The sequence below is a fragment of the Hydrogenophaga sp. genome, assembly GCF_051860785.1.
Taxonomy (GTDB): domain Bacteria; phylum Pseudomonadota; class Gammaproteobacteria; order Burkholderiales; family Burkholderiaceae_C; genus Hydrogenophaga.
In genome coordinates this window covers 222,905-241,468 of record NZ_JBIMLB010000002.1, presented here as the reverse complement: position 1 = coordinate 241,468, position 18,564 = coordinate 222,905, and the positions used below count along the sequence as shown (strand labels likewise).

The 18,564-nt window shown below is 67.0% G+C and carries 18 protein-coding genes; 2 read left to right on the top strand and 16 right to left on the bottom strand.

What is annotated here, in order from left to right:
* Positions 1-3 precede the first annotated feature (3 nt).
* Positions 4-483, bottom strand: a complete 480-nt coding sequence (locus tag ACTIF6_RS04180; protein WP_439586749.1) for an Lrp/AsnC family transcriptional regulator — start codon at positions 481-483, stop codon at positions 4-6.
* A gap of 70 nt (positions 484-553) precedes the next feature.
* Here ACTIF6_RS04180 and ACTIF6_RS04175 point away from each other — a divergent pair, with 70 nt between their 5' ends.
* Positions 554-1,516: an EamA family transporter gene (locus tag ACTIF6_RS04175; protein ID WP_439586748.1), complete on the top strand. Its 963-nt coding sequence runs from the start codon at positions 554-556 to the stop codon at positions 1,514-1,516.
* A 13-nt stretch (positions 1,517-1,529) separates the two neighbouring features.
* Here the strand turns inward: ACTIF6_RS04175 and argE are convergent, their stop codons facing one another.
* The 10 genes from argE to dctP all read right to left on the bottom strand — a co-directional run bounded on the left by argE (position 1,530) and on the right by dctP (position 11,814).
* A complete protein-coding gene (gene argE, locus ACTIF6_RS04170; protein WP_439586747.1) occupies positions 1,530-2,669 on the bottom strand; it encodes an acetylornithine deacetylase in 1,140 nt (379 codons plus the stop codon).
* Positions 2,666-3,379 (bottom strand): alanyl-tRNA editing protein, encoded by a 714-nt coding sequence (locus ACTIF6_RS04165; RefSeq protein ID WP_439586746.1) that lies wholly within the window; start codon positions 3,377-3,379, stop codon positions 2,666-2,668. The genes argE and ACTIF6_RS04165 overlap by 4 nt, the downstream gene beginning before the upstream one ends.
* On the bottom strand, positions 3,376-4,272 hold the full coding sequence (locus tag ACTIF6_RS04160) for a Rossmann-like and DUF2520 domain-containing protein (RefSeq protein ID WP_439586745.1): 897 nt from the start codon (positions 4,270-4,272) through the stop codon (positions 3,376-3,378). Before ACTIF6_RS04160 ends, ACTIF6_RS04165 begins: the two co-directional genes overlap by 4 nt.
* A 10-nt stretch (positions 4,273-4,282) precedes the next feature.
* Positions 4,283-5,125, bottom strand: coding sequence for a class II aldolase/adducin family protein (locus ACTIF6_RS04155; protein ID WP_439586744.1), 843 nt, complete (start codon positions 5,123-5,125; stop codon positions 4,283-4,285).
* Positions 5,116-6,825 (bottom strand): acyl-CoA dehydrogenase family protein, encoded by a 1,710-nt coding sequence (locus ACTIF6_RS04150; RefSeq protein ID WP_439586743.1) that lies wholly within the window; start codon positions 6,823-6,825, stop codon positions 5,116-5,118. Before ACTIF6_RS04150 ends, ACTIF6_RS04155 begins: the two co-directional genes overlap by 10 nt.
* Positions 6,822-7,469: a TetR/AcrR family transcriptional regulator gene (locus ACTIF6_RS04145; RefSeq protein WP_439586742.1), complete on the bottom strand. Its 648-nt coding sequence runs from the start codon at positions 7,467-7,469 to the stop codon at positions 6,822-6,824. The genes ACTIF6_RS04150 and ACTIF6_RS04145 overlap by 4 nt, the downstream gene beginning before the upstream one ends.
* An 86-nt stretch (positions 7,470-7,555) precedes the next feature.
* A complete protein-coding gene (locus tag ACTIF6_RS04140) occupies positions 7,556-8,833 on the bottom strand; it encodes a hydroxymethylglutaryl-CoA reductase, degradative (protein WP_439586741.1) in 1,278 nt (425 codons plus the stop codon).
* A gap of 29 nt (positions 8,834-8,862) precedes the next feature.
* Positions 8,863-10,179: a TRAP transporter large permease gene (locus tag ACTIF6_RS04135; protein WP_439586740.1), complete on the bottom strand. Its 1,317-nt coding sequence runs from the start codon at positions 10,177-10,179 to the stop codon at positions 8,863-8,865.
* Positions 10,176-10,706 carry a TRAP transporter small permease subunit gene (locus ACTIF6_RS04130; protein WP_439586739.1) on the bottom strand — a complete coding sequence of 177 codons (531 nt, stop codon included), beginning with the start codon at positions 10,704-10,706 and terminating at the stop codon, positions 10,176-10,178. Before ACTIF6_RS04130 ends, ACTIF6_RS04135 begins: the two co-directional genes overlap by 4 nt.
* A gap of 61 nt (positions 10,707-10,767) precedes the next feature.
* Positions 10,768-11,814 (bottom strand): TRAP transporter substrate-binding protein DctP, encoded by a 1,047-nt coding sequence (gene dctP / locus ACTIF6_RS04125; protein ID WP_439586738.1) that lies wholly within the window; start codon positions 11,812-11,814, stop codon positions 10,768-10,770.
* A 169-nt stretch (positions 11,815-11,983) separates the two neighbouring features.
* Between dctP and ACTIF6_RS04120 the strand changes: the two genes are divergently transcribed.
* Positions 11,984-13,387: a PLP-dependent aminotransferase family protein gene (locus ACTIF6_RS04120; protein WP_439586737.1), complete on the top strand. Its 1,404-nt coding sequence runs from the start codon at positions 11,984-11,986 to the stop codon at positions 13,385-13,387.
* Here ACTIF6_RS04120 and ACTIF6_RS04115 read toward each other — a convergent pair.
* Genes ACTIF6_RS04115 through ACTIF6_RS04095 form a run of 5 tightly spaced genes read right to left on the bottom strand, consistent with a single transcriptional unit; the run spans position 13,375 to position 18,563 of the window.
* Positions 13,375-14,079 carry an alpha/beta hydrolase gene (locus ACTIF6_RS04115; protein WP_439586736.1) on the bottom strand — a complete coding sequence of 235 codons (705 nt, stop codon included), beginning with the start codon at positions 14,077-14,079 and terminating at the stop codon, positions 13,375-13,377. The two genes, ACTIF6_RS04120 and ACTIF6_RS04115, sit on opposite strands and share 13 nt — an antisense overlap.
* Before the next feature lie 24 nt (positions 14,080-14,103).
* The gene (locus ACTIF6_RS04110) at positions 14,104-15,405 is read right to left on the bottom strand and encodes a TRAP transporter large permease (protein ID WP_439586735.1); all 1,302 of its coding nucleotides are present in this window, start codon (positions 15,403-15,405) and stop codon (positions 14,104-14,106) included.
* On the bottom strand, positions 15,395-15,901 hold the full coding sequence (locus ACTIF6_RS04105; protein ID WP_439586734.1) for a TRAP transporter small permease: 507 nt from the start codon (positions 15,899-15,901) through the stop codon (positions 15,395-15,397). Before ACTIF6_RS04105 ends, ACTIF6_RS04110 begins: the two co-directional genes overlap by 11 nt.
* Positions 15,901-16,932, bottom strand: coding sequence for a TRAP transporter substrate-binding protein (locus tag ACTIF6_RS04100; protein ID WP_439586733.1), 1,032 nt, complete (start codon positions 16,930-16,932; stop codon positions 15,901-15,903). Before ACTIF6_RS04100 ends, ACTIF6_RS04105 begins: the two co-directional genes overlap by 1 nt.
* Before the next feature lie 50 nt (positions 16,933-16,982).
* Complete coding sequence (locus ACTIF6_RS04095; RefSeq protein WP_439586732.1) at positions 16,983-18,563, bottom strand: indolepyruvate oxidoreductase subunit beta family protein; 1,581 nt, start codon at positions 18,561-18,563, stop codon at positions 16,983-16,985.
* Position 18,564 lies beyond the last annotated feature (1 nt).

Below are 18,564 nucleotides of genomic sequence, written 5' to 3'. Positions count from 1 at the left end.
GGCTCAGCCCTCGCCGACGCCGGGCAGCTTGAGGGGACGATCTTCGAACTCGGTGTTGAGCACGACCGTGCTGGTGGTGCGCGCCACGCCGGGAATCGCCTTGATCTGATAAAGCACATCTTCCAGCGCGCGGGCGTGCGTGGTGCGGATCTTGGCCAGGAAGTCGAACTCGCCGGCCACGCTGTGCAGTTCCAGCACCTCGGGCAGCTCGCGAAGGCGAGGCGCCACCTCGCGGCAGTGCACGCCACCGTCGTTGCGGATGGCCACGAAAGCGGTGAAGCGCAGGCCCACGCGGTCGGGGTCGACGCTGAGCGAGAAGCGCTCGATCACGCCACGCTCAACCATCTTCTTCACGCGCTCATGCACCGCCGCGGTCGACAGCCCCACTTCAGAGGCCACGTCGGCGTAGGAACGACGGCTGTCGCTGCTCAACGCCGTAAGAATTCTGGCGTCTGTGTCGTCGAGCTGAATATTTGCTTGCATGGCGGCTGAAATCTGTTCAAAATACGGACACACGGCGATTCGCCGGAAATTATCCTACGCAGAGCCGGATATGCCGTCCATTTTCAACCCCAATGCCCTGGATCGCCAAACCCTGAAACTGGGCGGGGCCTTGCTGATCGTCTACCTGGTGTGGGGCACGACCTACTTCGCGCTCGACATCGCCATGCAGACGCTGCCGCCGTTGCTCATGAACGGCGGGCGCTTCCTGCTCGCGGGCGTGCTCATGCTGGGCATTGCACGCTGGCAAGGCCTGGCCTGGCCCACGGCTGCGCAATGGCGCGCGAGCGCGCTCATCGGTTCGCTCATGGCCTTTGCCGCCATGGCGCTGGTGGTGCTGGCACAGAAGCTGGGCATCGGCTCCGGGCTCATGGCCACGGTGGTGACCACCATGCCCATGTGGCTGGCGCTGTGGACACGCTGGGGTGGCGAGCGCGTGCCAGTGACGAGCTGGGTCGGCCTGGTGCTGGGCGCCACCGGCGCGGCGCTCCTGGCGCTGGAAGGTGATTTCTCCACCACGCTCGTCGGCACGCTGTGCGCCTTCGGCGCACCGCTGGCCTGGAGCCTGGGTTCCTACGCCTCCCGCCGACTCGACCTGCCTCCGCCCGCCATGGCCTCGGCCACACAGTGGCTGCTGGGCGGGCTGCTCGGGCTGGTGGTGGCCTGGCTGTGGGAACCCGGTTCGCGCAACGTGGCCTGGGCCCAGGTCTCGCTCGCCTCGGCGCTGGCCTGGCTGTACCTGGTGGTGATGGGCACCATGGTCACGCTCAACGCCTACCTGTGGCTGCTCAAGAACACCTCGGCCGCGCTGGCCGGCAGCTACTCATTCGTGAACCCCGTGGTGGCGCTGTGCGTGGGCGTGATGCTGGGCGGCGAACGCCTGACCGGCTGGGTATTCGTGGCGATGCCGCTGATCCTGCTCGCGCTGGCGCTGATCCTCTATGGCCGCGAAGCCATGAAACTGGGCCGGACCTGGTGGCTTCGCAAGCCCGGCAGCGTGGCCGGAGCACGTTAGGCAGCATCACCCGTCAGTGGCTCCAGGCCTGGCTGCCTACATGCTGCATCAGGCGCATGCATTGCCGAAGTTGTGCCTTTTCGATCCATTCATCGGGACGGTGTGCCTGCGCGATCGAGCCTGGACCGCACACCAGCGCGGGCAGCCCCTGCCGAGCAAAGAATCCCGCCTCGGTGCCGAAGGGCACGGAGATCGTCTCGTCGGTCTGCAGGAAGCGCTTGAGCCATTCCACGGCGGCTTGCGTCGGATCGGTCATCAGCGGCGGCACCTCCAGCAGTTCCTGGTGCGTCACCTTGCCCTCGTTCACGGGCCCGTTGCGCAGGTAGTTGGCGATGCGGCCCTTGATGGCGGCCACGTCCTCGTCGGGCACGGCGCGAAATTCCCACGTCACCCTGCACCGGCCTGCGATGATGTTGATGGCCGTGCCCCCCTCCAGTTGTCCGATGTTGAAGGTGGTGTGGTTGGGCACCATGCCGGGTACGGCCGTGGTGCGGTAGGCCAGCAATGAGCCAGTCTCCAGCAGGAAGTTGGCGAAGCGCACCGCAGGCGCGATGGCGCTGCGCCCCAGGTGGGACAGACTCGAATGTGCCTCCTCGCCATCGAAGACGGTCGAGTACAGGCAGAACCCCTTGTGCGCGGTGGCGAGCTTCATGCCGGTGGGTTCGCCCACGATGATGAATTCCGGCCGGGCCACATGGTCCAGCATGTCGGCGATGAGACGGGGCACGCCCAGGCAGCCCACCTCCTCGTCGTACGACAGGGCCAGGTGGATCGGCCGGGCCAGCGGCCGCTCGGACCACTGCGGCAACGCGGCCACGCAGCAGGCGATGAACCCCTTCATGTCGGAGGTGCCGCGGCCATACAGGCGGCCCCCATCGTCACGCAGCGTGAACGGATCGGAACTCCACGCCTGTCCGTCGACCGGCACCACATCGGTGTGCCCCGAGAGCACGATGCCGGGCACATCCACCGGACCCATCGAGATCAGCGCGTTGGCCTTGCACCCGTCGTCGCTGCGCGTGTAGCGCACGACCGCGCCAGCCGCCTGCGCGCGCTCCGCGACCCATTCGAGCAGCGCCAGGTTGGAGTTGCGCGACGTGGTGTCGAACGCCACGAGTTCGCGCAGGATCTCGACCGGGTCGGCCGGGGTCATGCCAGCCCGATCCGCACCCGCCGGTTGTGGCGACCCTTGTTCTCGATCTTCAGGATGCGAATCGGGGGCGAGTCGCTGGTCATTCCCAGGTGCGTGCCGCCACAGGCCTGCCGGTCCAGTCCGTCGATTTCGATGATGCGGACCGTGCCGTCGGCCTGGGGTGGAGGCGCTACCGAGCGGCTGCGCAAGAGCCCGGGTTCGCTGGCCGCTGCGCTCAGCGGGACGAAGGTCTCCCTCACCTTCAGGCCGGCCCGGATGGCGTCGTTGATCAAGGGTTCCAGCGCGCGAATGCGGTCGTTGTCGGCGTCGGGCAGGTCGAAGTCGATGCGTGCGGTTCGATCCGCCCCCATCTGCACACCCGTGACCAGTGCGCCCTCGAACGCCTTGAACACGAAGGCGTTGACCAGGTGCAGCGCCGTGTGCAGTTGGGCCATGGATGCGCGGAAGCCGGCGTCGATCCGCACCGTCACTTCACCCGCCACGTGATCCGGGCCGTCGTGCAGGTGCCACCAGACACTGCCGCTTTCCTCCACACCGCTGATGGCGTGCATCGCGCCGTCGATGGTGAAGTGACCGCGGTCGGGCAACTGGCCACCACCGCCGGGGTAGAAATAACTTCGCGACAGCAGCATGCCACCGGGGCGGGAACGCAGCACGGTGGCGGTGAACTCGAACACGTCCGGGTGGTCGTGGCACAGATAACGGCTCATGACTGGATGCTCCCGGCGCTCGCGCCTTCGTGGATGACTTCCTCGATGCGCCGGGCTGCGCCTGCACTCAGCGTGCCCCGCTCCAGACCGAGCGGGATGGTGCGCAGCGCCAGTTCGCGGTAGAGCTCGCCCATCGCCGGCTGCAGTCCGTCCAGCGCCCGCAGGTGCTTCTCGACCGTACCGACATCGCCGCGCGCCACACAACCGCCCATGCCCCCCGCCAACCCGGAATCGCGCGCGGCCGCCACCGTTCCGGCCAGCAGCGGCAACAGCGCTTCCAGCGTCTGCTGCTCGCTCGCGCCGAAGCTGCGCCACAGGGTGGCGGCCTCCGCGAGCAGTGCAATGAGGAAGGGCCCGACGTAATAGGCCGAGGCGTGGTAGGCCGCCCGGCCCCCATGGGGCACACGAATGGGTACGCCACCCAGATCCCGCGCCAGTTGCTCCAGTTCGCGCTCGAAATCGCCCTCGGCCTCAATGCCGACGGTGCAACCGGGCAGCCCTTTCAGCGCCACGGCCGGGTTGGCAAACATCTGCAGCGGGTGGAATCCGCCACATGCGCCACCGGCATCGGCCACAGGCCTGAGTGCATCGACTTCGGTGGCGCCGCTGCAATGGACCACGCGGTGCGAGGGTCGCCACCGGATGGACCGGGCCACCGGTCCGATGGCATCGTCCGACACGGTGAGCCAGACAAAGTCGCAAGCGTCGGCCACGTGCTGCGCGCTGGCCATGGCTGCGGCGCCAGACACTTCCCGCTCGAACGCGTCGAGGTCTTCCGGCGAGCGGCTCCAGGCGGCCGTCACGCGGTACCCCGCCTGCGCGAGCGCCTGCCCCAGCGTACGGCCGACACGGCCACATCCCACGAAGCCCACCCGCCTTTGTTGGAACGTCATGGCCGCTCCCTCAGGTCTTGTAGGAAGGATCCAGCGCGTCGAGCTTGCGCAGCAACGCGGCCCACTCCAGCGATCCGTAACCGCCCTGCGGCGATCGTGCGGCCTCGTTGAGCACAGGATTGGTCAGCGCCTGGTTGACCAGTGTGATCTCTCGGCCCGCGAAGCAGGTCACCGTGTTGTCGATGGCCAGCGCCGAGGGCTCGCGCACCGGCCGGTTGCAGCCCAGCACGTCGACCTGGATGCGGCAGGCGTTCTCCAGCCAGTACATGGCGTTGAAGGCCTGCGGCACGCTCTGGCCGCACACCAGCAGGCCATGGTTGCGCAGGATCAGCACGTCGCGCAGGCCGAGGTCGCGCACCACGCGCTCGCACTCCAGGCCGTTGATCGCCGGTCCCTCGAACTCGTGGTAACCCACCTGGCCATGAAAACGCATGGCCGTCTGCGAGAGCGGCAACAGGCCTTCGTCGAGCGCGCTCACAGCCGTGCCTGCACGGGTGTGCGTGTGGATGATGCATTGCACGTCGGCACGGGCCCGGTGGATCGGCGCGTGCAGGTAGAAGCCGGCAACGTTGACGCTGTACCCATGGTCGGGCTGCAGCAGCGTGTGGCCTTCGATGTCGATCGTCAGCAGGCTGGACGCGGTGACTTCCTCGTACAACATGCCGTAGGGATTGATGAGGTAGTGCTCATCGCTGCCTGGCAGCCGCGCGCTGATGTGGTTGTATATGAGGTCGGTCATGCCGAACACCGCCATGAGGCGGTAGCACGCAGCCAGATCCACCCGCATCTGCCATTCCTGCGGGGTTACGGTCGAGCGCACATCGCTCAGTGGCAGTGCTTCCATCACGCCCATGCGGCCTCCGCGCGCTGGGCCACCGAAGCGCGATCCACGATGCGGCCCAGGTCCGCACCGGAAGGCAGGGTGCCCAGGACACCACAGGATGCACCACCCAGGCGCGAGTCGATGAAGCGCTGCGCCACGCCGGGATCGCTGTGCCGCAGCATCTCGCTGGCCTGCAAGGCCAGCGCCATGCGCGTGGTGATGGCCCGTGCCTGCGCTTCGTCGATTTGCACGGCCCCCAGGTCGCTGGCCAGCTGCTGCACAAAGCGGCGGTGCGCGTCGCCCGCATAGCCCGCGCCGCGCACTTCCTCCACGAAGACTTCGCGCGCACCGGTCTCGCGCTGCATGGCGCGCAACACGTCCAAGCACATCATGTTGGACGTGCCTTCCCAGATGGAGTTGAGTGGTGCCTCCCGATAGAGCCGCGCCACCGGGTTCTCCAGGATGAAGCCATTGCCACCGTGGACCTGCAAGGCTTCGTAGACCACGGTGGGAGCACGCTGGCAGTTCCAGTACTTCGTGACCGGCGTGGCCACACGTGCCAGCAGGCGCTCGTGTTCGCTGCTGGCCATGCCGTCGGTGGCGCGCGCCACGCGAAGGGCCGACAGCATGGCGGCCTCGCTTTCCAGGGCCAGGTCGGCCAGCACGTTGACCTGCATCGGCAGGCTGGCCATCGACTGGCCGAAGCCGATGCGCGACTGCGCGTGGTGGATCGCGAGCGTCACCGCCTGGCGCAACAGCCCGGCAGAACCGACCGCGAAGTCCAGCCGCGTGAGATGGGCGTGCGAGAGGATCTCGCGAATGCCTCGGCCCTCTTCGCCCACCAGCAGCGCCCAGGTCTGGCGGAACTCGATCTCGCTGGATGCGTTGGAACGGTTGCCGCACTTGTCCTTGAGCCGCTGCAAGGCGAAGGTGTTGGCCTCACCGGACGGCAGGAAGCGCGGCACGAAGAGGCAGCTCACGCCCGAGGCGGTCTGTGCGAGCGTGAAGAAGCCGTCGGCCACGGGCACCGAGTAGAACCATTTGTGGCCGGTGATCAGATAGACCGGCGTGTCGACGTGACGGCCGGCGAGGGTGGCCGTGGTCTGCGTCTGCCGCAGGTCAGAGCCGCCCTGCTTCTCCGTCATCGCATAACCGATGACGACACCCTGCTTCTGCGCGATGGGCACACGGCGTCCGTCGTAGCTGCGGGACAGGACCTTCTCTCGCCACTCGGCGAAAGCCGGCTTGCCGTGAAACCCGGCCGCGGCTGCGTAGGCCATGCCGGTCGGGCAAGCGACGCCGTTCTCGACCTGGTTCCACAGGTAGCTGAGCACGGCACGACCGAAGTGACCCAACTTATGCCCGGTAGTCCAGGCGAGGCTTGGAACCTGATGCTCCCACGCGAGGGCCATGAGCTGGTGCCAGGCCGGGTGGAACTCGACCCAGTCGATGCGGTGGCCAAAGCGATCGTGGGTCTTCAACTGCGGCGAGTGCTCGTTGGCCAGCCGCGCCAGTTCCTGTGTGCCGGCATCACCGGCCAGACGGCCCAGTGCAGCCGCCTCCGGCGCAAACCACGGCGCCACGCGCGAGACCAGTCCACTCAGTGCGACATCGTCTTCGAAGGCGTTGTGGCCTTCACAAGGCTTTGCCTGGTTGAGCACTTCGTGCGTTGGTGCAGCATCCGCGTGACCTATGGTGCTCAGGTATTCACCCTCTGTCGGCATGTTCATGTTCGCCCCTTTTTTGCCTTGACCAATGCCAGCGCGGGTGAGCCGGCGCGCACCATGCGCACGCACAGGTTGGCGACCTGCTGGGCGAGCGCGTCGATCTCCTGCGGGTCCAGATGGGCCTCACGCGCCAGCGGACCGACCAGCGACTCCATGAAGGCGCCGGTGACACAGGTGGACAGCAGGTCGCTGGGCAGGTCGACGAATTCGCCGCGCGCGATGCCTTCGGCGATCAACCGCGAGAACTGCTTGGCCAGCGCAGCCCGGTAGGCCAGGCGCGCCTCGTCCAGCTCGCGCTCGCATGGTTCCGCGATCAGCGCGTAGGCCAGGCGGGGATTGCGCGAGGCGCGGCGCACGAAAGCCACCACTGCGTCGTGCAGGCGAACCGTGGCATCGCCTTCGCTGTCGACGATGGCGGCGACGACATCGATCTCGCGCTGGGACACCGCCGCCAGAACCTGTGCGCACAGATCCGCCTTGGAGTCGAAGTAGCGGTAGACGGAGCCCGTGGCCACGCCGGCGCGGTGGGCGATGAGCGCGATCTGGGCCGCACCCCACCCTCCCTCGGACACCATTTCCCGGGTGATGGCGAGCACGCGCTGCTCGGTGTCGGCGATCAACTGCTTGCGAATCTGGGCTTTGGTCATGAATGAACTCTAATTCACGAATACTGAATCATGATTCATATCAAGTCGAAAGTCAAGCCGACAGTTTCCTGCCGGCAGACCGGGGCTCAGGCGCCTCGCAGCAGCTGGAGTTCGGCCTCGGCGACGTCCATGCGAACCATGCCCTTGGCCACCAGCACCCGGGCCAGGCGGTCGATTTCGTCGCCCACGGCGCCGGCCATCATGGCAATGTTCTGTGCGTGCAGGGCCATGTGCCCCTTCTGGATGCCTGTGGTGGCCAGCGCTTTCAGGGCCGAGAAGTTCTGCGCCAGGCCCACTGCGGCAATGATGCGCGCGAGTTCTTCGGCGCTGCCCACGTTCAGGATCTTCAATGCCAGACGCGCCATGGGGTGCACCTTGGTCGCACCACCGACCAGGCCCACGGCCATGGGCAGCTCGATGGTGCCGGCCAGGTCGCCGCGCGCCGTGGCTTCCCAGGCGGTGAGGCTGGCGTAGCGACCGCTGCGCGCGGCGTAGGCATGGGCACCGGCTTCCACCGCGCGCGTGTCGTTGCCCGTGGCAAGCACCACGGCGCTCACGCCGTTCATGATGCCCTTGTTGTGCGTCGCGGCGCGGTAGGGGTCGGCGTCGGCGAAGTGGTAGGCCGACAGCATCGCGTCGCGCACCTCGGCACCACCAATGGCCTCCAGTGGCCACACGCAACGAGCACGTGCCAGCCGGCGGTCTGCCAGGTTGGAGAGGATGCGCAGGTTGGTGGTGCCCGAGGTCCACTGTGCCATGTGCGGCGCCAGCTTCTCGGCCATGGTGTTGACGGCGTTGGCGCCCATGGCATCGCGCGTGTCGACGATGAGGTGGGTGATCACCATGGCGCCGCCGCGTGTGTCGAGCACACGCACCTCCAGATCGCGGAAGCCGCCGCCCAGCTTGACGAGCACCGGGTCGCAGGCGTCGCACATCGCGCGGATGTCTTCGAGCCGCTCCAGGATGCGGATGCGCGCGTGCTGCGGATCGCTCACACCGGTCAACTGGATCTGCGCAATCATCTGGGTGCCCGACATGGACGTCACGAAACCACCCGCGTCGTAGCTCTGGCGCGCTGCGTTGCACACCGCCGCCACCACCGACGACTCCTCGGTGGCCATGGGCACGAGCCGATCGCGGCCATCGATGCGCAGGTTGGTCGCCACGCCCATGGGGATGTTCATGGTGCCGACGAAGTTCTCGATCATGTGGTCGGCGGTCTCGGCCGAGAGGTTGCCAGTCTGCGCGAGCAGCGCCTGGTCTTCGGCACTGAGTCGGGCGAACTGCGCCACGCGCTCGATGCGCTGGGCGACGGCCAGCTTGTGGAAGCCGCCAATGCGGCTGGATGGGGTCTGGGTGTTCATGCGTTGAACCTTGATGAGAAAGTGCGGAATCAGCGCGAAGCCATGAGCTTCGGCAGCCAGGTGATGAGGTCGGGGAAAGCGGCGCAGATCAGCAGGCCGACGAACTGCAGGAAGAAGAAGGGAATGATTCCCTTGTAGACCGCGCCCATGCCGATGTGCTTGGGCAAGGTGCCCTTGATGTAGAACAGCGTGTAGCCAAAGGGCGGGCTGATGTAGCCCATCTGGATGGTGATGGCGTAGAGCACGCCGAACCAGATCTCGTCGAAGCCGAGCAGGCGCACGATCGGCAGGAACACCGGCACCGTGAGCAGGATGATGCCGAGCTCATCGAGCACCGTGCCCAGGAAGATCAGCAACAGCATCATGGCCGCCAGGATCCACCAGCGATTCACCTCCATGCCCTTGATGAACTCGAGCAGCGTGTCTGCACCCCCGAGGCCGGTGAAGATCGCCACGTAGGCTTTGGCGCCCAGCGTGATCCAGAGGATCATCGACGTGGCCTTGAGCGTGTCCACGCCGGCCTGGCTCAGCATCGGCAGGTTCAGCTTGCGCTTGAACAGCGCCGGGATGATGGCCCCCGCCACGCCAACCGCTGCGGACTCCGTGGGCGTGGCGATGCCGAAGAAGATGGAGCCCAGGATGAGCACGATCAACATGCTTGGGAACAGCAGCGCCTTCAGGGCCACGATCTTGTCGCGCCAGGGCACCTGGCGCGTGCTGGGGCCCAGCGGCACCCACTCGGGCTTGAGCCACCCCACCACCACGATGTAGGCGATGTAGAGCGCAGCCAGGATCAGGCCGGGGACGAGGCCGGCAATCAGCATCTGGCCAATGGAGACCTGCGCGGTGACCGCGTAGACGATGGTGAGCACCGAAGGCGGAATGAGGATGCCCAGCGTGCCCGACGCGCAGATGGTGCCCAGCGCCAGCTCGGGTTTGTAGCCGCGCCGCAGCATCTCGGGCAATGCCAGGATGCCCATGGCCGTGACGGCCGCGCCGACCACGCCGGTCATGGCCGCCATCACCACGCAGATGATCACGGTGCCGATCGCCAGCCCCCCGCGCAGGCGGCCGAACCACAGCTCCATGGCCTTGTAGAGGGCCTCGATCACGCCCGATCGCTGGAGGATGCAGGCCATGAGGATGAAGAGCGGAATCGCCAGCAGCGCCTCCGACTTCATGGTGTCGTAGATCTGCAGCACCAGCACGATGACCGCGCTCGGTTCCCACAGCGTGACGATGAAGAGCAGCGAGAGGCCACCGAGCACGAAGGCGATCGGCAATCCGCTCAGCATGAACAGCGTGAGGCTGCCGAACATCAGCAGCAGGATGGTGTTCGGGGTCACTGTGTCACCCCCTCAACCGTGGACGCTTCCCCATCGGTGCGGAAGAACACGCGGCACAGTTCCACCACCGCCTGCAGCAACATGAGCACCAGCGACAGCGGCACCACCGCCTTGGCCGGCCAGATGGGCGGGTTCCAGGCCGAGAAGCTGGTCTCGCGGTACTGCCACGCGCTCCAGGCCGATGGCCAGCTGAAGTAGATGAGGATGGCGCAGAACAGGATGATCACGGGGAAGTTCACCAGGTCCATGCGCCGCTGCCAGGTGGCGTTCAGGCGTTGACGAACGAGGTCGAGCGTGACGTGGCCGCGCAGGTGCAGCAGGTAGGGACCACCGAGCAGGAAATACGGGCCGAACAGCAGCACGGCGAGTTCCATGGCCCAGACGGTGGGGTCGTTGAACAGGTAGCGGCGAACCACCTCGTACAACATCACGGGCACCACGATGGCCATGAGCCAGACGGTGAGAAAGAAGATCGCGCGGTTCAGGCGCGTGACGGCCGAGGTGGCCGCCGACAACCAGGCAGGCATACCGGTTTCCTTGAAGGACAAGAACACCCCGCGCTGCACTTGCGACGCGGGGTGCGGGCGATCAGGCCAGCAGGCCCAGTTCCTTCATGAAGGCGATCTGGCTGTCCAGGATCTTGCCGGCCAGGGCATCGCCCTTGGTGGCGCCACGCCAGGCTTCAATGGCCTTGGGGCGTGCGGCGGCCACGTCGGCCGCGCTGAAGCGGATGATTTCGCAGCCCTTGGCCTGGTACTTGGCAAGCACCGCAGCGTCGTTGACCACGATGCGCTGGCGCAGCGCGCCCGACACCTCACGCGCCGCCACCGCCAGAGCCGCCTTGAACTCGGCCGGCAGCTTGTCGTGGGCGCCGCGGTTGGCCACGTAGGCGGTGGCGGTGGTGGGCTGGTGGAAGCCTGGCACGATCACGAACTTGGCGACTTCGGCCAGGCCAGCTTCGAAATTGGCGGTGAGGTCACCCCGGTCGGCCATGTCGATCACACCCTTGTCGAGCGCGGAATACACCTCGCCCGTGGGCAGCGGCGTCACCGCCACGCCGAACGCCCCCATCACCGAGGAGGCCAGGCCGACGAAGCGACCCTTCTTGCCAGTCAGGTCCGAAATCTTTCGCACCGGCACCTTGGAGTGCAGCGGCTCCTGGCCGTACACCGTGGGCGCGATGTAGTGCAGGCCGGCGGGCGCGTAGGCCTGGCGGGCCATGTCGAGGCCACCTTTTTCATAGAACCAGGCTTCGTACTCATCGGCCTCGGCAAATCCGAACGGAATGGTGCTGGTGAAGGCAAAGGCGGGGATCTTGCCGGCTTCGTAGCCGTCGAAGGTCTTCATCATCTCGAAAGCGCCGCCGCGCACCGCGTCGAAAGCCTGCGCGGCCGGCACGATCTGGCCGGCGGCGAACAGGTTGATCTTGAACCGACCGCCGGTGAGCTCGGCCACGCGGGCCACGAACTGCTCTTCAAATTTCTGCGGCGTGGTGCCCCCGTCCCAGAGCGCCTGCATGCGCCAGGTGACGGTGGACTGGGCGCTCGCCAGTTTCGGCGCGGCAAGACCCGCGACGGCAGCCCCGGCCAGGGCGGACTTGAGCATCGCGCGGCGCGCAACGGTTTTCTGAGTCATCTGTTGTCTCCATTCGATTCTGGTTGTGGCATCCCGCGCGGTGAGCGGGCGGTGAGCGTCGCCGGCTGGGGCAACGTCGGGCAAAGTGTATCGACGGACATCCCAATCAAAGGGTACAGTTTGGTGACGGAAGAACAAACCGTACCCATCGATACATGGAGACAGCGCCGTGCACGAGATCCCCACCTCCACCGACGACAACGCCTCACCGGACACCAAGGTGGAGGCACTGGTCAAGCGCATTGCGTCCGCCATCGACCATGGCCTGCTGCCGGCAGGCACGCGGTTGCGCTCCGTGCGCGACTGCGCCGACAAGGAAGCCCTCTCGCGCAACACCGTGGTGGAGGCCTACAACCGCCTCATCGCACGCGGCTATGCGGAATCGCGCCCGGGCTCAGGCTACTTCGCGCGCAAGGCCACCGGCCCGCGAACGCAAGCACCGGCCGCCCACCTGAGCGAAGCGGTGGACGTGGTCTCGCTGCTGCGCGAGCAGCTCGAGCAGCACTACGAAGTGCGCGTGGGCGACGGCCGGCCGCCCGCCTCATGGATGGAAGGATCGGAACTCGGCCGCCACCTGCGCGGCGTGCGCTCCAGCACCTGGAACCAGCTTGAGCACGGCTACGGCACGCCGTCGGGCTACCTGCCGTTGCGCCAGACGATTGCGCGGCTGCTGCACGAGCGCGCCATTCAGGCCGATGCACGACAGGTGCTGCTGACCCAGGGCGCCAACCACGCGCTCGACCTCATCGTGCGTCAGTTGCTGCAGCCGGGCGACGTGGTGCTGGTGGACTCGCCCGGCTACTACCCGCTGTTCGGCAAACTCAAGCTGGCCAAGGTGGAAATGGTGGGCGTGCCGCGCCTGGTCGATGGGCCGGACCTGGAGGCACTGAACACCCTGGCCGCCGCGCACCGGCCCAAGGTGTTCTTCACGCAGTCCCTGGCGCACAACCCCACAGGCGGTTCGCTTTCGCTGGCCAAGGCGCACCGCTTGCTGCAGCTCGCCGCGCAGCACGACCTGCAGATCGTCGAAGACGATCCGTTTGCCGACCTCATGCCCGCCAGCGCGCCGCGCCTTTCGGCGCTGGACCAGCTCGACCGGGTGATCTACGTGAGCAGCTTCTCGAAGACGCTCTCGGCCGGCCTGCGCGTGGGCTTCATTGCGGGACGCAGCGCGACCATCAACGACCTGTGCGACCTCAAGATGGTGACGCTGGTCTCCACCTCGGACTTCGTGGAGCGCGTGGTCAGCCAGCTCATCGATGGCGGCCAGTACCGTCGGCACCTCGCGCGCCTGAAGGCGCGGCTGGAGTCGGCGCAACGCCTTTCGATTCCGGCCATGGAGCGCGTCGGATTGCGGCTGTTGTCGCGCTACACCGGGGGCTACTACGCGTGGGCGGAGTTGCCCGAGGGCGAGTCGGAAATCGATCTGGTGCGCCGTGCCGCCGCCCAGGGCATTTTCATTTCACCGGGTTCGGTGTTCTTTCCGGACCGCCACTCCGAACGCCCACGCATGCGCGTGAACATCGCGTATGCGGGAGACGAACGCTTCCTGCGGCTGTTTCAGCCGGGCTGAGCCAGCACGCGCAGCAACCACCCATTCAGATCTTCCACTTCTTGGGCACACACCGAGTGCTCCATCGGGTAGGTGTGCCAGTCCACGTCGTACCCGAGCGACTGCAGCACGTCGCGCGTGGCCACGCCGCGGTCGAGCACCACCATAGGGTCGTGTTCGCCGTGCGCCAGGAAGATGGGCACATCGCGGTTCGCGTCGCTGCGCTCGGCCGCGGTGGTGTCGGCCAGCGGCAGGTAACCCGAGAGTCCCACCAGACCCGCCAGGCGCTGCGGCGCGCGCAGGCCGGCCATGAGCGTCATGGCGCAGCCTTGCGAAAAGCCCATGAGCACTGTGCGGGCAGCCGGCACGCCGCGCGTGGCTTCGCGATCCAGCAGCCCCTGAACCAGCGCACTGGCTTCGCGCAAGCCCGCCTCGTCTTCGGGCCGCTGCGCGCCAGGCTGGCTCGGCGGAGGAAAGATGTCGTACCACGCGCGCATGCGGTAGCCGCCGTTGAGCGAGACCGGGCGCACCGGCGCGCTCGGGAACACGAAGCGCACGGGACCGATGTCATCGAGGTCAAGCTCCCGCGCGATGGGCACGAAGTCGTTGCCATCGGCCCCCAGGCCGTGCAGCACGATGATGGAGGCCACCGGCGCGGCGGCCGGATCGCCGCCGCTCACGAGTTCAAGCAGTTCGAGAGATGGGGTGTTCATGGGACGCAGCATAACGCCGCATCCCTATTCGATGAACCCGGGCAGCCACAGCGAAATCGCAGGAAAGGCGCAGAGGATCAGCAGGCGCAGCACATCCACCGCGATAAAGGGCATGGTGCCCTTGTAGATGGTACCCAGCGGCACGTCGCGCGCGATCGAGTTGATCACGAACACGTTCATGCCCACGGGCGGGCAGATCATGCCGAAGGTCACCGCCATCACCACGATCACGCCGAACCACACCGGGTCGAAGCCGAGCTGCATCATGGCCGGGAACACGATGGGCACGGTGAGCAGGATCATGGCGAGTTCGTCCATCACCGCGCCCAGGATCAGGTAGCCGACCATGATGAGCGCGAGCACGCCATAAGGTCCCACTGGCAGGTGCACCAGGAATTCGACCGCGTTCTGCGTGAACTGGGTGATGGTGAGGAAGTAGCCGAACAGGTAGGCCCCCACGACGATCATCATGATGGCCGAGGACACGCGCAACGCACCGATGAGCGCAGCCTTGATCTGCCGCCAGCCCAGGCGCCGGCGCAGCATGCCGATGAGCAGCGTGCCGATGGCACCCACTCCGGCGGCCTCCTGCACCGTGAAGATGCCACCGTAGATGCCACCCAGCACGAACAGGAACAGCACCACCACGGCCCACAGCGGACGCAGCGAGACAAAACGTTGCCGCCAGTCCATGCGCTCGCCACTGGGCATGGTGTCTGGCCGCAGACGGGCGACGATGGCCACCACCACGCTGTAGAAGCCGATGGCCATGAGGCCGGGGATGATGCCGGCGGCGAACAGCTTGGTGATGTCGGTCTCGGTCATGATGCCGTAGAGCACCAGGATCACCGAAGGCGGGATCATGATGCCCAGCGTGCCGCCGGCCGCGATGAGCCCGGACGCGAAACCGGGGTGATAGCCCGCGCGGCGCATCTCGGGCAAGGCCACCTGCGTCATGGTGGCGGCGGTGGCCACCGAGGAGCCGTTGATGGCCGAGAAGCCACCGCAGGCCGCGATGGACGCGAGTGCCAGCCCACCCCGGCGGTGCCCCAGCCATGCCCGCCCCGCCTTGAACAGCTCGGTGCTCATGCCCGAATGCGAGGCGAAGGCGCCCATCAGGATGAACATCGGGATCACGCTGAGGTTGTAGTCGGTGAGCACCGACAGCGGCACATTGGCCAGCAGGTTCAACGCCGGTTTGGTGCCCGAGAGCAGCGCAAAACCGCCCACGCCGGCAATGCCCATGGCGATGCCGATGGGCACGCGAACCGCCATGAGGCCAAACATGGCCACGAAGCCCAGCAAGGCCACGACATCACGATCCATGGGCGGCTCCCGGCACGTCGTCTTCCAGCGGTTCGGGCGCGGCCGCACGGCCCTGCCACAGGTGCACCAGCCGCACCAGCGCCAGCACCGCGGCCACCGTGGCACCCACCGCGGCGACGCTGTAGAACCATTGCAGCGGCAGCCGCAGGTCCATGGTGCCCTGGCTGCCCGTGCCCGCCACTTTCACCCAAACCATCCACGCCAGTGGCACCATGAAGGCCGCCGTGATGGTGGTGGCCACCAGATCCACGCGGCGCTGGCCGGCGGGCTTGAGGTGCTCCCACACGATGTCCACGCCGATGTGCGTGCCGTAGTAGGTGGCCAGCGCAATGCCCCAGAACATGGCAATGCCCTGGAGCATCTGCGAGCCATCGAACCAGTCGGGGATCTGCGTGCTGAATGCGTAGCGCACCAGCACGTTGCCCGCCGTCAGCACCGCCACCAGCAGCAGGGTGAGCGCGGCCATCGTCTCGATGGCCGAGAACAACCGCTTCATCAGTTGGAGGCCTTGCGCGCCGCCAGTTCCTTGCGCAGCTCATCCAGCGCGGCCTGGCCGGGCACGCCCGCGCCATCGGCGGCCTTCACCCATTGGGTGTACACCGGCTCCACCGCCTTCTTCCACACGTCGAGTTGTGCTGCCGAGATCGGCACGATGGTGTGGCCGGCGGTCTTCTCCAGCTTCGCCTGGCCCGAGTCTTCCTCGTCGCCCCAGGCACCACCCACCTTGCCGGCCCACTCGTTGTTGCAGTGGTCATCGATGACCTTCTTCTGGCCGGCGGCCAGCTTGTCGTACCAGCCCTTGTTCATGACCCAGACGAAGTCCGAGGTGTAGAGCCGCATGTCGCTGTGGAACTTCACCGCCTTGTCGATGCCGAAGGTGACGATGGAATTCCAGGGGAAGGTGATGGCATCGGCCAGGCCCTTTTCCAATGCATCGCGCGACTCCGGCGCCGACACCTGCACGTTGGTCGCGCCCAGCAGCGACATGGTCTGCGCCACGGTGCCGTTGGCCGAGCGGATCTTCATGCCCTTGAGCTGACCCGGTTCCGTGATCGGCTTCTTGGAGTGGAAGGTGCCCACGTGCACGTGCGCAAAGCAGAACTTGACGTCCTTCATTTCGGTGGTGGCGTACTTGCGATACCACTGGTCAAGCGCAGCGGAGCCAGGGCCTGGCTTGGCGATCAGGAAGGGCAGTTCACCGGCGGCCACCAGCGGGAAGCGGCCGGCCTGGTAACCCGGGTTCACCCAGGTCATGTCGGCGATGCCGTCGCGCGCCATGTCGTAGTGGTCGGCGGCCTTGCCGAGCTGCTGTGCGGGAAACAGGGCCACCTTGATCGAACCCTTGGAGGCCGCCTCGACCGACTTGGCCCAGGGCTCGAAGCCGAGCTTGGCCAGCGGGTGCGAGGCCGGCAGCCAATGGGCGAACTTGAGTTCGACCGCCTTGTCCTGCGCCTGCGCACCTGCAGCGCCCAGCAACAGGGCCGCCACGGCGACCGCGCGAAGGGAGGGGTGGAAGATTTTTTTCATGTCTGTCTCCTGGTTGAGGTCTTCTAAGAAAATTCGCAGGCGGCGTGCGCTCATGCGGCGGGGGTGACGGGTTTGTCGCGCCGAGGCCGTTCGGCCCAGAACACGGGTTGGCTGCCACCGGCGGTTGGCCGGTGCGCGGTGTTGAGCCTGCCTTCGGGATCGGCCAGCGTGGCCTTGAGCGCGTCGCGCAGCGCGCTGGCGGCCGTGGCGACATCGAGCGTGCCCGCGAGGGTGGGTGCCACGTGTGTCGTCCACAGCCGCGCATAGTTCAGGCGTCCACGCGACTGTGTGTCGCCGTAGCCCTTGAGCACCTGTGGCAAGCCGGCGAGCACCCGGGCCAACGCGGGCGACTGCGGCAACACCTGGCGCATCGCGCCGAGCCACACAGTCAGCGTCTCGTGCTCCTGCGCAAAACGCAGCGAACGCGGGCGCAGCGGGCGCAAACGCGCCAGGCTGCGCAGCATGAGGTAACCCCAGAGGCTGGTGGAGCGAATGTGCAGGCTCACATGGGCCTTGCCCAGCCAGCCGCGGCGCTGCGCCAGCTTCATGAGGCCCTCGCCCATCGAACGCGGCAGCACAGCGGCCACCTCGTCGATGCCGGGCTTGAAGTGTTCGGTCACGCGCACGATATCGCCGTCACGGGCCTGCGCCTCGCTGGCCACGCGGGCGTAGCGGCTGCGCCGCGTCTTGAGGTCGGCCACGCGAATCACGTCCTCGAAGCACATCCACAAGGCGAGGTGCCGCACGGCTTCTTCCAGCGCATCGCTGGCGCTCGGTGGGGATGCGGCCACCAGTGCCCGCACGTGATCGAGGAAGGTGTCTGCATAAGTGTCGTTCTGGTAGTCGCGGCAACGCAGCGCCCCGTGCGCAGCCAGCAACTGCACCGCCGATGGCCACGCTGGCATGCGCCCGACCCAAGCCTCGCGCACGCGGTTGGGCAAGCCGGCGCCGGCCAGCACCTGCAAGGCATCGGGCGCGACCACGTCCACCGAGCCGGAAGGCTGCTGCGCTTCGTCGAACGCCGCACCAAACCCCGCCAGACTGGCCTGCACACCCTTGCCCGACGCGCGGATCACCTCTTCACACACTGCGCGGGGCCAGGGCAGCACGCCGGCACCGGCGAGTGCACCGAACATCACGGCCGAGATCACGGTACCGGCCTTCACGGTGACCGCTTCCATGTCGAACAGCACGGTCTGACGTGCCAGCGCGCGCGCCGCCGCGGCGAGGCGCTGCGGGTCCTGCCGGCCATCGGCCATGTGCATTTTTTCCAGCGTGGTGTAGACCCGGTGCGTGGACGCCAGCAGCGTCGTGCGGCCGGTGACGAAACCGCGTTCGACCATGCGCGCGGCCTCCAGCAACTCGCTGGCCACGACCACGTCCACGCGCCCGGCCACGGGCGTGAGACCGAACACGGGCGAAGCGCCTTCGGCCAGCGGCTCGCGCAGCAGCTCGATGTAGTAACTGGTAGCGCCGGTGCGTTGCGCCACGCCGGGCACCGAGGTGGCCTGCACCGGCAGGCCCTGGATGCGGGCGCACTGCACCAGCCAGTCGGCCAGCACACCGCCGCCCTCGCCACCGAGTGCGGCGATCAGGATGCCGTAGGCCTTGTCTTGTGATGTCGTCGTCATG